Source organism: Burkholderia sp. LAS2, from assembly GCF_018417615.1.
Lineage (GTDB): Bacteria > Pseudomonadota > Gammaproteobacteria > Burkholderiales > Burkholderiaceae > Burkholderia > Burkholderia sola.
This window is the reverse complement of record NZ_CP071053.1, coordinates 1,207,598-1,221,877: the sequence shown is the minus strand read 5'-3', so window position 1 is coordinate 1,221,877 and position 14,280 is coordinate 1,207,598. Positions and strand designations below refer to the sequence as shown.

The 14,280-nt window shown below is 59.7% G+C and carries 11 protein-coding genes; 3 read left to right on the top strand and 8 right to left on the bottom strand.

Translation table 11 applies throughout. The features are described 5' to 3' along the window. Nucleotides 1-500: 500 nt before the first annotated feature. From JYG37_RS25900 to JYG37_RS35155, 6 genes are all read right to left on the bottom strand, one after another. Nucleotides 501-998, bottom strand: coding sequence for a hypothetical protein (locus tag JYG37_RS25900; RefSeq protein ID WP_124631333.1), 498 nt, complete (start codon nt 996-998; stop codon nt 501-503). 162 nt (nt 999-1,160) lie between these two features. Beyond that, on the bottom strand, nt 1,161-1,628 hold the full coding sequence (locus tag JYG37_RS25895) for a DUF4019 domain-containing protein (protein WP_050012205.1): 468 nt from the start codon (nt 1,626-1,628) through the stop codon (nt 1,161-1,163). A gap of 26 nt (nt 1,629-1,654) precedes the next feature. Continuing rightward, entirely contained in the window at nt 1,655-2,803 is a 1,149-nt protein-coding gene (locus JYG37_RS25890) for a DUF2827 domain-containing protein (RefSeq protein WP_060733344.1), read from the bottom strand. A 65-nt stretch (nt 2,804-2,868) separates the two neighbouring features. Beyond that, nucleotides 2,869-3,984, bottom strand: coding sequence for an EAL domain-containing protein (locus JYG37_RS25885; RefSeq protein WP_176016294.1), 1,116 nt, complete (start codon nt 3,982-3,984; stop codon nt 2,869-2,871). A 204-nt stretch (nt 3,985-4,188) separates the two neighbouring features. Then, on the bottom strand, nt 4,189-5,340 hold the full coding sequence (locus JYG37_RS25880; RefSeq protein WP_213346165.1) for a DUF2827 domain-containing protein: 1,152 nt from the start codon (nt 5,338-5,340) through the stop codon (nt 4,189-4,191). A 144-nt stretch (nt 5,341-5,484) separates the two neighbouring features. Continuing rightward, nucleotides 5,485-6,276, bottom strand: coding sequence for a YadA family autotransporter adhesin (locus JYG37_RS35155; protein ID WP_290370967.1), 792 nt, complete (start codon nt 6,274-6,276; stop codon nt 5,485-5,487). On the opposite strand from JYG37_RS35155, the gene JYG37_RS35150 reads away from it, so the two are divergent. Then, complete coding sequence (locus JYG37_RS35150; RefSeq protein ID WP_502775608.1) at nt 6,248-7,429, top strand: hypothetical protein; 1,182 nt, start codon at nt 6,248-6,250, stop codon at nt 7,427-7,429. The two genes, JYG37_RS35155 and JYG37_RS35150, sit on opposite strands and share 29 nt — an antisense overlap. Here JYG37_RS35150 and JYG37_RS25870 read toward each other — a convergent pair. Next, nucleotides 7,386-11,024, bottom strand: a complete 3,639-nt coding sequence (locus tag JYG37_RS25870) for a beta strand repeat-containing protein (RefSeq protein WP_213346654.1) — start codon at nt 11,022-11,024, stop codon at nt 7,386-7,388. The genes JYG37_RS35150 and JYG37_RS25870 overlap by 44 nt on opposite strands. Before the next feature lie 609 nt (nt 11,025-11,633). Here JYG37_RS25870 and JYG37_RS25865 point away from each other — a divergent pair. Both JYG37_RS25865 and JYG37_RS25860 read left to right on the top strand, forming a co-directional pair. Then, complete coding sequence (locus JYG37_RS25865; RefSeq protein ID WP_081083370.1) at nt 11,634-12,002, top strand: H-NS histone family protein; 369 nt, start codon at nt 11,634-11,636, stop codon at nt 12,000-12,002. 124 nt (nt 12,003-12,126) lie between these two features. Continuing rightward, nucleotides 12,127-12,810, top strand: a complete 684-nt coding sequence (locus JYG37_RS25860) for a response regulator transcription factor (protein WP_213346163.1) — start codon at nt 12,127-12,129, stop codon at nt 12,808-12,810. Between the two features lie 109 nt (nt 12,811-12,919). On the opposite strand, the gene JYG37_RS25855 is transcribed toward JYG37_RS25860, so the two are convergent. Continuing rightward, a complete protein-coding gene (locus JYG37_RS25855) occupies nt 12,920-14,209 on the bottom strand; it encodes an MFS transporter (protein WP_213346162.1) in 1,290 nt (429 codons plus the stop codon). Between the last annotated feature and the right edge of the window lie 71 nt (nt 14,210-14,280).

Below are 14,280 nucleotides of genomic sequence, written 5' to 3'. Positions count from 1 at the left end.
TGTTCTTCAACAAATCAATAACTTGCGTCTTCAATCCATCCAATTTGCTCTGACTCCATCCAGCCTGTCCAGTCATCCCCGATGGGCTACGTGATGGGCCAAAAACCGATGCTAACCGACAAACAAGCCAAAGCGCTCAAACCAAGCGACAAACCCGTCTTCGACGGCAAAGTGACTGGACTGCTGCTCACTCCAACGAAATCGGGCTGCAAGTGGGCCTCGCCGTGTGACTGGCAAGCGACGCAGGCCTCGGCACGTACCCTGAAATCTCCATCGCTGAAGCGACGAACGTGCCGATCGGCAATCCCGCTGGCAGGCAAAAAAGCATTCGGTTAGTCGCAAATATCGACGTATTTTCCATTACCGTTGTATCGACGATCACTCGCGGTCGCCGACCGCGAGCGCCCACGGTCCGTCGCGTGCGCACTTGCTTGACCGGCTCGCGGATCGCCAGCCCACACTAGCCCAACCTTGAAGCCTGCGGCCGGCACGTTGCTGCGCTACCGCTCGACCAGCGGCGCCGGAACGTGTAAATACGGAAACGTCGCGGGGATCGTGTCGACCGTCGTCTCGCACAGCATCGGCAAGCTCATGATTCGACACGCATAATCGTGCGCCGGCAATGTAGCCACATCGCCGAGCGTTACGCAACGATCGACCCTGTCGACCGATGCAACAGGCGCGTCAGCGCAGCTGGGCACACTAACCGTCAGCGTCGCCAGCCCGCGCCGCTTCAGCATCGGCAGATACCGCGCGAACTGCACGACATCGCCGAGCCCCTGTTCCGGCCAGACGATGAGCGACTTCCCGTCGAGCGTCTCGCCCCCGCCGCGGCGCAGGCAGGTCCGGCGTAACGTGATTCGATGCATCAGCGCCCCAATGCGACGAGAGTTGGTAGCGGCCTCGTAAAGCCGCAGCCCTCCTCGTACTGCCCCATCGCGAGCAGGAGCAGGGTTCAGGTTGAATATCGTCGGTACACGGCCAGGATCGAGCGTCAACGCACGTCTCAGACACGCGACGGCCTCGCTCAGGCGGCCGGCGTCATGCAGCAAGCGACCCAAGTTGTTCCCGGCTTCTGGTCGACGTGACGGGTGATGCTTCGCGAGTTCGATCGCCGGGACAGATGGGAAGCGATCTATCCGTCCACGAAGATCAACGATCTACTGGATAAAATTCTGCTCTATTCGCGGTACGTAGCCAGTCAAGTGCCAGCGGCCGTCGGGTTCGAGGCGGAAGCTCAGCTTCTCGAACATCGTGGCGCCGCTCGCCAGCGTCGTCGCGTAATCGACGTTCGCGTAGAGCCCGTCGGGCATCCCGCTTGCGTGCTCGTAGCGGATGCGCGCGACCTGCGCCCAGCCACGATGGCTGACCGCGCCGACCGACTGGCGTGCTTGCTGCATCTGCGCCGTGAACTGGTCCTGCTTGATGCGCGCCTTGAGGAAGGGTGCGGCGTCGGTCCATACCGCGCCGTACAGGCCTGAATCGAGCTGCTTGAATACCGCATCGGAATCGCGGAGCAGCGTGTCGGCCGATTCACTGGAAGATTGCGCGTGTGCGCCGATCGCGATCGATGCGGCGGCGCAGCCACTCAGCCATTTTGCGCGGGTAAGGGTCGGGCGTGGGTTCATTGTCGGGGTCCGGAAAGGTCTGCGCATTACGCGTCGCGATAGAGAACGGCGATTGCATCCGTATAGGCCGCGACGTTCTCGGGGTTGTAGATGCTGACCGAGTCGAGCACGTATTTCGATTTTCCGCGGTACTCGTCGAGGTTCGCGTCGTGCTCTGAAAATGCCTGCAAGAGTGCCCATCCCCCCTCCTGACAATTGAAGTCCGGATAGAAATACCCGGCCTTGCCGAGGAACGGCGAGTTGTGGATCAGCGGATAGTCGCCGTACAGCAACTCGTAATACAGGTAGTTCTGCGCGTTCTCCCACGTGTGCGACACCACCGCGTCGCCGTACGCGGCCATGAATTCGTACACCGCGTAGCGGCTTTCGAACGTCGTGATCCCGTGGTTCACGATGTCGAGGCTCTTCGCGAAGTGCACGAACGTCGGATGTTCCTTCAGGTGCAGCGTGTTGCATACGCGCACGAATTCGAGGAACGCCGGCTTCGCGCGATACGCTTCCTCGGTCACGAGCATCGGGATGATGCTGGTCTTCACCATGCAGATGTTCGGCTCGAACATCGTCACGCGCCACCGGGGCTTGCCGGGCTGATAGCCGAACGACAAACCGGCGCCGAGCGTCGCGCGCGCCTTGTCGAACAGCATCGGGTGCCAGATGTGCGGGACGATCGTGACCGGTGCGCGCAAGCCCGTCTGGTAGTAGTGCAGGCACGAGCGCTCGAATTCGGGAATCGTCCACACCGCGTCGTACGGCGCGCCCGAGAACAGGAAGCCCGACGGCTTGTCGAACATCGCGCGCTCGATGTCGATCACGTAGTCGTTGCCGACGCGCATCGTGACGACCTTGCCGCCGCGCTCGCGGAACGCGCGCAGGTAGTCCGCGCCGAATTGCGCGCTCATCTCGATCAGCACGTCGCAGCGCTCGAGCGCTTCGTCCATCGACAGCAGCGGCACGTTCCACTCGCCGAGCATCATCTGCGGATCGGCGACCTGTTCGCCGCCGTTGACCATCACGGCATCCGCGACGAGCGGCGACTGGCGCAGCAGCAGGATCAGCAGCAGGCAGTTCTGGAAAATGCCGTTTTCCCACAGCGACTGGCCGGCGCCGCGCACGAACAGCGACACGCCGACGACGAGGCGTCCGCGGGCGCGAGATACTGGTCTGGTGGTCGCCATTTCCGTTTATTCCTCCAGGTTGAACCGCTGGGCGCTTGGCGCTTGAGAATTCCGATATCGACCATTCACAAGTCGACTCCCGATTTCATCGAGCGTGCCAATTCCTGGCCATTGATTCGACCGAGCATGGCAAAACACCGAAGCAGTCGCACTGATGATGTATTGTGTGTTTCCGCCTGTTTTTCCATCGCGTCCGTCAGGTAACTGCGCATACTCGTTGCGATAGCGGAACGCCTGCCATACAACGCGCTTGCAAGTCCGGCCGAAAAGGCACGCCTCGCGTCGCCGTGTATCTTTCTGTCCATGTGCGGATCGATCACCGCATTGGCGATACGCTCGAATTGCTGCATCGAGCGCCCTACCGATCCACCTGCGGACTGCTCTGTCATTCTCAACCGGCTCGGCTTGCCAGTGTAGTAGCCTTGCACCCAGTGAGCCCCGGCCAGCGAGGCGGTGCGTAATGCGTCGGCGCTTTCTATTCCCTCCACCACCACCTGTGATGCCTGGTCTCGGGCACTAGTCACCAATTTCTTGAACTGCTCGAGATGTATCGCGTCGTATTCGCCCGTCGGTAACATTCGACCAGAAATCTTGATGATTTCGGGCGAAGAAATCACCGCGCGATTCTCCACGCTGAACCCGTCGCCAAAATCGTCCAGGGCGATACTGCAGCCGATACGCCGCAGGTGCTCGACAAATACTCGACCTGTTACGGGTGACAACTGCGTAGTTTCGGTAATCTCCACCACAAGACGAGACGCTATGTCCGGTCTGCCTTCAAGCAGCCGAAGAACCGATGCCCATCCTCCGATCTCATTCGCACTTTGCGCGGAAATATTGACGCCCAATCGAATGTTGAAGTTCGACTCCAGGAACTCGATGGCCATGCCAATGACATAGCGGTCCAGGAAGCGCATGAGTCCAAGCCGTTCCAGACTGGGAATAAACGCCGACGGATATGTGATCGGTTGATCGTCGGTGCCGCGAAGTCGCACCAGGCATTCGTGATACAAAACCCGTTCACCATCTTGTACGCTCAAGATCGGCTGAGCGCACAGCATCAATTGATCGCAAGCTGTCGCAGCCAGCACTACGGCGGCCGTTCTCAGGTCCGGCGTCCCGTAAGATCCTGTATCCCGTGCAAGGGCATATTGCACCATCGCCTTCGTGCAGTAGCTCATGTCGTCGTCATACACTCGGACGAAAAACGTGGCGTCCCGCGAACCTTGGCGAAAACCGGCACAGAAACCCGAGGCTCCGAAAAATCCTGTCGCCCCGCAGCCACGGGCCGGTGCGATGCATGAACGGCGATACACCGACGACGAAGCGCTCGCCCTCGCCGGGCGCTGGACGCACATGGGCGTCCGACACGCGTATGGGCCGGTTCATGCGGCCAGGCGCTCAACGAACGCGTCCAGGTTGGCGGGGTTGTCGATCGAGACCGATCGCAGCAACCGGTCAGCTTTCGCGCGATAGTCGTCAAGCCGCTCGTCGTGATGCAGCCACGCTTCGAGCAGCGCCTGGCTGCCCGCGACGGAATCGAAGTCGGGGTAGTAGTAGCCGGCATCTCCGAGCAGCGTCGAATTGTGGATCAGCGGATAGCCGCCATATAACACGTCGTAGTACAGGTAGTTCTGCGGATTTTCCCAATGGTGCGACACGACGGCATCCGCATGGCGCGCCATGAAGCCCGGCAGGTCGGTGCGCGGTTCGAACGTCGCCTTATGTCGGCGTACGAGATCTAGGCTGTTCGCGAAATGCACGAAGGTAGAATGTGCCTTCATGTGTATCGAATTGACGACGAACAGATGCTGCACGGCCTCGGGATGCGCGCGGTAGAACTCGTCGCAAACAAGCATCGGGTAATGGCAGGACTTCACAACTGAGATGTTTGGTTCGAGCGTCGCGAGACACCACGCGCGGCGACCAGGCCGATAGCCGAACGTCATTCCTTCGCTCGCCAGCGCGGCAATACGGCGATCGAGAAAGTACGGCGACCAAAGATGCGGAATCGTATGGACCGGCGCGCGCGTGAGCGTGCGCAGCAGCGGCACGTCGATCTTTTGCGATTTTTCGAGTACCCACACTTCGTCGAACTGCGTGCCGTTGAAGATGTGTCCCGAAGGCTTCTCGAAGATCGGCGTTTCGGCGAGGCCACTGTACGTATGGCCGACGTAGCACGCGACGAGCTTCGTGCCGAGCGCCTTCACGTGCCTGAGCCATTCGGCCGGCAGTTGTGCACCCATCTCGATCACGACGTCGAGCTCATGCGCGACGTCGACGGGTTTCACGAGCGGGATGTCGAGGCCGTCGAGGTCGAGACCGGCCGGCAGCGCGTTCGCGTCCCCGCCGTTCAGGAAATAGACGGGGCCGATGCGGTCCGAGTGCGTGAGCATCATCGCAAGGAACGCGATGTTCTGGTGAATGCCGTTTTCCCACAACGACTGGCCGTCGCGCGCAAACAGCGAGATGCCCACACCTGGGCGCAGCCTTTTGCGATTGTGGTTGAGGGAACATCCGAGCGGAGAATGCCTCATGGTTCCACCCGGAATGCGTGGCGTAGTTGAAAGCTATCCATAAAACGCCCCACTTGACGAGGCAAAATTATTAGCGGTTGAGCAGGGAAATCTCCGGGCGGATGCCGACAGGATCGGCATCCGCCCGGAGCTCAAATCAACGCTTTACCATTGATATGAGACGCCAGCGCCATAAGTGCTGGCGCTCCCGCTGATCCCTACCCCGATCTTCGCTTTCAGGTTGTCGCTGAAGCGAACGGATACCCCGAGCGCAGTCGCTGCATACCCTTGGTAACTCCCCCCTCCGATCCCCACCGCAATCGTCTTCCCGGGGTCGACTTCGGGAATCATGGTCAACGCGGTTGCCGCGGCGATCCCGGAGTAGGCACGACGTGCTACCTCATTGACGGTCGACTGGACACCCCACAACTGGTTCATGTTCGCTGCATCCGTTCCGTTGATGCCAGGCGCCACGTTCGTCAACCGACGCTCATTGCCGGGCGATCCGAACGACACCGTGTTGGGCTGCGAAGCCACCGAACCCGCACCGATTGCCACGGCATTCGAAGCGCTCGCGACACTGCCCTGTCCTACCGCAGTCGTATTGGCTCCCGAAGCAGTCGATCCCTGGCCCAATGCAGTCGAGTTGTCTCCTGTCGCGGCTGCGGCCTGACCATCCGCCTTCGAGTTAGCGCCCGAGGCGATCGCGCCCTGCCCCTCTGCAGTCGAGTTTTGCCCGGATGCAACCGCGCCTTCACCCACCGCGGTCGAGTTCGCTCCGGACGCGGATGCGCCTTGACCGACGGCCGTCGAGTTCGGTGCCGCGGTGGCCCCGGTGCCGATGGCGGTGCTACCGTCCGTCGTCTGGGTCTTGATCGACGTGAGGGGCGCCACTGCGGTTGAAAGCGATGCCAGGCTGTCGTTGGTTGTGGACAGTCCGGTCGAGAGCGACGTCACGTTACTGTCGGTCGTGCTCAATCCCGTCGACAACGAGGTAATACTGCTGTTTGTCGAGCTGAGGCCGGTCGACGTTGACGTCGACAGCGACGCGACACTGCTGTTGGTCGTGCTCAGGCCCGTCGACAGTGAGCTGACGCCGGTGGATGCGGATGTCGAGAGTGACGCCACGTTGCTGTTCGTCGTGCTCAGCCCCGTCGACAGCGACGCGACGCTGCTCCCGGTTGCGCTAAGGCCGGTCGACAGCGAGCCAATGCCCGTCGACGTGGACGTCGACAACGATGCCAGGTTGCTGTTGGTCGCACTCAATCCCGTCGACAGCGAGTTGACGGTTGTCGACGTCGAGGTCGACAACGACGCCACCGTGCTGTTGGTCGTGCTCAGGCCAGTCGACAACGAGCTGATACCCGTCGAGGCCGAGGTCGACAGCGACGTCACCGTGCTGTCCGTCGTGCTCAGGCCAGTCGATAACGAGCTGATGCCCGTCGAGGCCGAGGTCGACAGCGACGTCACCGTGCTGTCCGTCGTGCTCAGGCCAGTCGACAACGAACTGATGCCCGTCGAGGTCGAGGTCGACAGCGACGTCACCGTGCTGTCCGTCGTGCTCAGGCCAGTCGACAACGAACTGATGCCCGTCGAGGTCGACGTCGACAGCGACGTCACCGTGCTATCCGTCGTGCTCAGGCCAGTTGACAACGAACTGATGCCCGTCGAGGTCGACGTCGACAGCGACGTCACCGTGCTGTCCGTCGTGCTCAGGCCAGTCGACAACGAGCTGATGCCCGTCGAGGTCGACGTCGACAGCGACGTCACCGTGCTGTCCGTCGTGCTCAGGCCAGTTGACAACGAACTGATGCCCGTCGAGGTCGACGTCGACAGCGACGTCACCGTGCTATCCGTCGTGCTCAGGCCAGTTGACAACGAACTGATGCCCGTCGAGGTCGACGTCGACAGCGACGTCACCGTGCTGTCCGTCGTGCTCAGGCCAGTCGACAACGAGCTGATGCCCGTCGAGGTCGACGTCGACAGCGACGTCACCGTGCTATCCGTCGTGCTCAGGCCAGTTGACAACGAACTGATGCCCGTCGAGGTCGACGTCGACAGCGACGTCACCGTGCTATCCGTCGTGTCAGGCCAGTTGACAACGAACTGATGCCCGTCGAGGTCGACGTCGACAGCGACGTCACCGTGCTATCCGTCGTGCTCAGGCCAGTTGACAACGAACTGATGCCCGTCGAGGTCGACGTCGACAGCGACGTCACCGTGCTATCCGTCGTGCTCAGGCCAGTTGACAACGAACTGATACCCGTCGAGGCCGAGGTCGACAGCGACGTCACCGTACTGTCCGTCGTGCTCAGGCCAGTCGACAACGAGCTGATGCCCGTCGAGGTCGACGTCGACAGCGACGTCACCGTGCTATCCGTCGTGCTCAGACCGGTCGACAACGAACTGATGCCCGTCGAGGTCGACGTGGACAGCGAGCTGATCGAGCTATTGGCCGACGACAGGCCCGTCGACGCGGAAGTCGACAGAGATGCCACCGTGCTATCGGTCGAGCTCAGGCCAGTCGACAGCGAGTTGATGCCGGTCGAAGTCGACGTGGACAGCGAGCTGATCGAGCTATTGGCCGACGACAAGCCGGTCGACGTCGAGGTCGACAGCGACGTCACGGTGCTGTCGGTCGAGCTCAGGCCGGTCGACAGCGAGTTGATGCCGGTCGAAGTCGACGTGGACAGCGACGTGATCGAGCTGTTGGCCGACGACAGGCCCGTCGACGTGGAGGTCGACAGCGATGCCACCGTGCTGTCGGTCGTGCTCAACCCGGTCGACAACGAGCTGATGCCCGTCGAGGTCGACGTCGACAGCGACGTCACCGTGCTATCCGTCGTGCTCAGACCGGTCGACAACGAACTGATGCCCGTCGAGGTCGACGTCGACAACGACGTGATCGAGCTGGTCGCCGACGAAAGGCCCGTTGACGCTGATGTCGACAGTGAACTCAACTGACTGTAGTTCACCGCGTCGGTTGGATTCACGCCTGCGGCGACGTTAGTCAATGTGACCGGCGTAGTCGCGCCGACACTACCCAACGTCACCGACGTATGCGCTGCGTTGTCATACTGCACAGAATTTGCTACGCCCGTCGACAGCGACGCTACCGAGCTATTCGTCGCGCTCAGACCCGTCGACAGCGACGTCACCGAGCTATTGGTCGAGCTCAGACCCGTCGACAACGACGTCACGCCGCTTTGAGCCGTGCTGATCCCCGTCGACGCCGACGTCGACAGCGAGGTCACCGTGCTATTCGTCGCGCTCAGGCCCGTCGACAACGACGTCACTCCGCTTTGAGCCGTACTGATCCCCGTCGACGCCGACGTCGACAGCGAGGTCACCGTGCTATTCGTCGCGCTCAGGCCCGTCGACAACGACGTCACTCCGCTTTGAGCCGTGCTGATCCCCGTCGACGCTGACGTCGAAAGCGAGGCCACGGAACTATTCGTCGAGCTCAGCCCCGTCGACAATGACGTCACTCCGCTTTGAGCCGTGCTGATCCCCGTCGACGCTGACGTCGAAAGCGAGGCCACCGAGCTATTCGTCGAGCTCAGCCCCGTCGACAATGACGTCACTCCGCTTTGAGCCGTGCTGATCCCCGTCGACGCTGACGTCGAAAGCGAGGCCACCGAGCTATTCGTCGAGCTCAGACCGGTCGACAACGAAGTGACGCCACTTTGCGCGGTGCTGATCCCGGTGGAAGCCGACGTCGACAGCGACGCGACCGAGCTATTCGTCGAACTCAGGCCCGTCGACAACGACGTCACTCCGCTTTGAGCCGTGCTGATCCCGGTCGAGGCCGACGTCGACAGCGAGGTCACCGTGCTATTCGTCGTGCTCAGACCCGTCGACAACGAGGTCACTCCGCTTTGCGCGGTACTGATCCCCGTCGACGCCGACGTCGACAGCGAGGTCACCGTGCTATTCGTCGTGCTCAGACCCGTCGACAACGAGGTCACTCCGCTTTGAGCCGTACTGATCCCCGTCGACGCCGACGTCGACAGCGAGGTCACCGTGCTATTCGTCGTGCTCAGACCCGTCGACAACGAGGTCACTCCGCTTTGAGCCGTACTGATCCCCGTCGACGCCGACGTCGACAGCGAGGTCACCGAGCTATTGGTCGAGCTCAGACCCGTCGACAACGAGGTCACGCCGCTTTGAGCCGTGCTGATCCCCGTCGACGCCGACGTCGACAGCGAGGTCACCGTGCTATTCGTCGCGCTCAGGCCCGTCGACAACGACGTCACTCCGCTTTGAGCCGTGCTGATCCCCGTCGACGCCGACGTCGACAGCGAGGTCACCGTGCTATTCGTCGCGCTCAGGCCCGTCGACAACGACGTCACTCCGCTTTGAGCCGTGCTGATCCCCGTCGACGCTGACGTCGAAAGCGAGGCCACGGAACTATTCGTCGAGCTCAGCCCCGTCGACAATGACGTCACTCCGCTTTGAGCCGTGCTGATCCCCGTCGACGCTGACGTCGAAAGCGAGGCCACCGAGCTATTCGTCGAGCTCAGACCGGTCGACAACGAAGTGACGCCACTTTGCGCGGTGCTGATCCCGGTGGAAGCCGACGTCGACAGCGACGCGACCGAGCTATTCGTCGAACTCAGGCCCGTCGACAACGACGTCACTCCGCTTTGAGCCGTGCTGATCCCCGTCGAGGCCGACGTCGACAGCGAGGTCACCGTGCTATTCGTCGCGCTCAGGCCCGTCGACAACGACGTCACGCCGCTTTGAGCCGTGCTGATCCCCGTCGAGGCCGACGTCGACAGCGAGGTCACCGTGCTTTTGGTCGAACTCAGACTTGTCGACAACGAAGTGACGCCGCTTTGCGCGGTGCTGATCCCGGTGGAGGTTGACGTCGACAGCGAAGTCACGGAACTGTTGGTTGAACTGAGTCCCGTCGAGAGCGACGCAATTGAACTGCTTGCTGATACAGCACCGGCAGCTGCTGTAGACAGGCTTGTCACGCTCGACGCGACGGCAGTAATCGCTTGGTTCGTCGCATAAAGCTCCGATCCGTTAATCGCATCAGTGCTAGTTGACGATATCTGCCCTGCATTAACATTGGTGATGGTTCTTTCGGCACCAGGGGCACCTACGCTAACTACCGCGTTGCCGCCGCCCCCGGCAAAAGTATATAGGACACCGTTAATTGTTGTCCCGATCGGTGCAGTAACCAAAGCATCGGCTATCGACCCATTACCTAAAGCCACGGAGTTTATAGCTGCAGCGGTGGCCCCATAACCAATTGCCGTGCCACCGTCAACTGTCGAAACAGCATGCCCGCCAATTGCCGTGGCGTGCGTTTGGGCGGCGGTCGCGAACGCGCCAAGTGCGGTCGCATATAGATTCGAAGCGGTAGCGGCCCAACCAATGGCAACCGCCGGCCCCATGGTCCCAAGCACGTTCGAACCTGAATTCGCTGCCGCAGCTGAACCAATTGCAATGTCCCCAGCAGTCGATGCATTCGTGATCCCGCTATTGCCACCAATTGCGATCGCACCTGTTTGAGTGGCCGCTCCCAAGCCCGCCGAATATTGCGCCAGAACAGTATGCGGGGACGAAATCAGCGCAAGGGCCATCAGCGCAACTACGCTTCTCTTGTTCGGCTTTCCGCGAGCCGAGTCGTTTTCAGAGGCGGCCACCCAAGCGCCAAGCGCCTCGTTCCAAATTGTCCTGTAACTCTTGTTCATTTAGATCCCCGTCGATATCGAGCCGCAGCTTCCGCCAATCGACCCTTTCACATAAATCTGACAAATTAAAAAATGTCGACCTTTCAACGGCGAGCTAAATGCCAAACCAACCCACCGGCTAGCGACGATTCTCCAATTGACCGTTCCAGTCAGGGCTGAACAATTTTCACGAAAATGCACCAATCCGGTGAATATGTGTCAAGGTTCGTCAGATCGAATATCGCCTGCCGTTTAATTTATTGGCGCTCGATGGCAACAAACGACCGCTCCAAAATGACTGACCATACGTCACGCCAACCCCGCCTTTTCTCCGGGTGGCAGTAGTTCTGTCTGATGTTTTCAAATTTTTTTCGCGTCCACGAAGCCCGCAAAAATTCAAAAAGCACGGCACGGCGAAGCGTGACAATATTTCAGAAAGACAGACATCCATGGACGAACATCTGATCGCACGGAGTAGTCAATGAGCGAGTATGCGCACCTGCTATATCCGGCCGCACTGATAGCAGTGGCGTCCGGGTGAATTTAGAGAATGCCCCGCCACCTCTCGCCATTGCTTGAGGAAGCGTCAGCCGTGTAGATAATTTGCTTCCACCTTTCTAGGACACGTCAATGCAGACCTATCAAAATTATCTCGATTTGAAGAAGCGGCTCGATCACGAACTTGAGATTGAGAAATTGAAAATGATTGACGCCGTGATATCAGAGATCAGGATGTGCGTGAAATTGTTCAACTTGACCGCACGCGACGTATTCCCCCCTGAACATCAACGCCAGCGAAAAAGAAGGGCCAAATACTACGATCCGGTGTCCGGATGCACGTGGTCAGGAGTCGGTCGCGAGCCGCACTGGATTAAAGGGAAAAACCGGAAAGAATTTTTGCTGAGCCCGGTCGCGCACGATGAGACTCAGAGAAGCCTCCGCTCCGGTGAGCCATTGTCGCCCCTTCAAATGGGTCGCGATCACACGTTACTAGATTAGCATTTCAGAAATGCACTTGATCCTGAAACACATCAGATTAACTCAGAATCAGAACCACACCTCAACCGAAGGTGGTTGATTTTCACCACACAAAGGTGAAATATTCGCTTCACACGAACGATATATGAAGATTTTGTTTTTGGACGAGCGAGCAGTATATGGTGATCTCGCGCGCCTCCTCTGTCAGCAACGCGAAAATGATGTGGTCGCCGTCAAGAACGGCGCCCAGGCTGTGCGCGCCCTTCAACAAGCGATGTTCGATCTCGTTATCTTGGAATTGACTGTGCCGGCCATGCCGGGGCTCGACCTCATCCGCTGGGTTCGGCATAACCTCGGCAAGCAAATTCCCGTCTTGGCTTTGTCCGGCGTATTGTCGGACTGTTCCACCGCGGATGTACTCAACGCTGGCGCAGATGACTGGATCCGCATGCCGATGAGCAAAGAAGATTTTATCGCCAGAGTGGATGCTGTAATCCGACGCACGAACATCTCTGAAGAATCAGATGACTCCGTCTTGGTCGGAAATTACCTGGTTCCACGCGGCGGTCGAAATATCTTCGTCAACAACGAGCCAGTTAAAGTGACAAGGAAGGAGTTCGAGATCATCGCCACGCTTTTCAGAAATGTCGGGCGCGTCGTTCCCCGCGACCACCTAATAACGTTTGTCTGGGGAGACGCAGGCGACACGTCCTCGCGCTCGCTTGACACCCATATCTATCGCGTGAAAAACAAGCTGCGACTGAATGGGGAGCATGGCCTCCGGCTGCAGTCGGTGTACACCTTCGGATATAGACTCGAGAAGGTTTAAGCAGCACGCCCAGTCATGAGCCCGCTGCATCGTCTACTTTCCGGGCTGTGCATGGCGGAATGCGGCGCTCGTTGGCGGACGGAGCCGCCGGACACTGCGATCGATGCAACTATTGGAAGGTCCTGTCTTCCGTGGCGACCTGAGCCCGGCGTGTCACGTCACGCAAAAGGATGAAGAGTATCGTCGCCCCAATAAGATCGAAGGCTCCAAATGCTCCAAAGAAAAGCCCATATCCAAACCGGTCGGCAGTCGAACCCAACAGCAACGAAAATCCAAGACCTCCAATCGAGGCCACCATACCGGCCAGTCCGGCTGCAGTCCCTACCTCATCCGGTTCGAAGACGTCTGCACACAGCGTATTGAGAAGTACGGAGATCATCTGATGTGCAAAACCACCCATGCAGAACAGAACGATTGCTTGAAGCGGCGTAGCGACTAGGCCAATACACGCGGGCCCGAACATCAAAACGGCTCCGAGCGCTACGCCGGCGACGCGCGATCCGATTAGCGGTACGCGAAAGCGGTTGGTCAGAAAAGGCGACAAGTATCCGCCGAAAAGGCCGCCCAGGTCGGCTGCGAGGAAGGGTAGCCATGCAAACAGTGCAATGTGCTTCAAGTCCATGTGCCGTTCCGTTGCCAGATACAGCGGAACCCAGAAAATCAGGGTCTGCCAGACGGGCTCGGCAAAGAAGCGCGCCTGGGCTATCGCCCAAAAACGGCGCATTCCAAGGACCTTCCACATGCGCCGGATTCCTTCATGCCACTCGGTGCGGACTGACATTCGCTTACCGGGAGGCTCAACCTGTTTCGTCTTGACCAGCCCCCGGTACTGCCCTGGCGAGCGGTAGACAAAATACCAAATTGCCGACCATACGAAACCCAGTGCGCCGGTAATGGCGAACGCGCTTTGCCAGCCATACTCGCGAGACAGGAACACGACGACCAGCGGCGCAAAAAGTGAGCCGAGTGATGTGCCAGCGTTGAAATAACCGACCGCAACCGATTTTTCGTGGTCTGGAAACCATTCGGCAACGATTTTCATCCCGGCGGGAATCGCGACAGCATCGGCGGCGCCTTTTACCGCACGCAGTGCAGCCAGCGATAGCCATCCACCGGCCACGCCGTGCAAGATACCCGCAAATGACGAGATGCCTACGAATATGGCAACGCCAATCCGCAAGCCGATCAAGTCTATGACCAGCCCGCATATCGGTTGCATGACTAAATAGCCCGCCTGAAATGCACCGACCACGTATGCGTATTGCTGCGTACTCATGTTCAAAATGAACTTGAGTTCCGGCGCCATCACCCCAAGCGCGTTGCGGGACAGATAATCGATGATGGTACCGAGGCAGCCGAGCGCCACGACCCACCAGCGCAGGCTGTAGGCTTGTTTCATAAATTTTCCGTACAGGCGGCCTACGGGGCGGAAGGTGTGTCGTTCCCGACCGGGAGCAGGATTTCGACGTG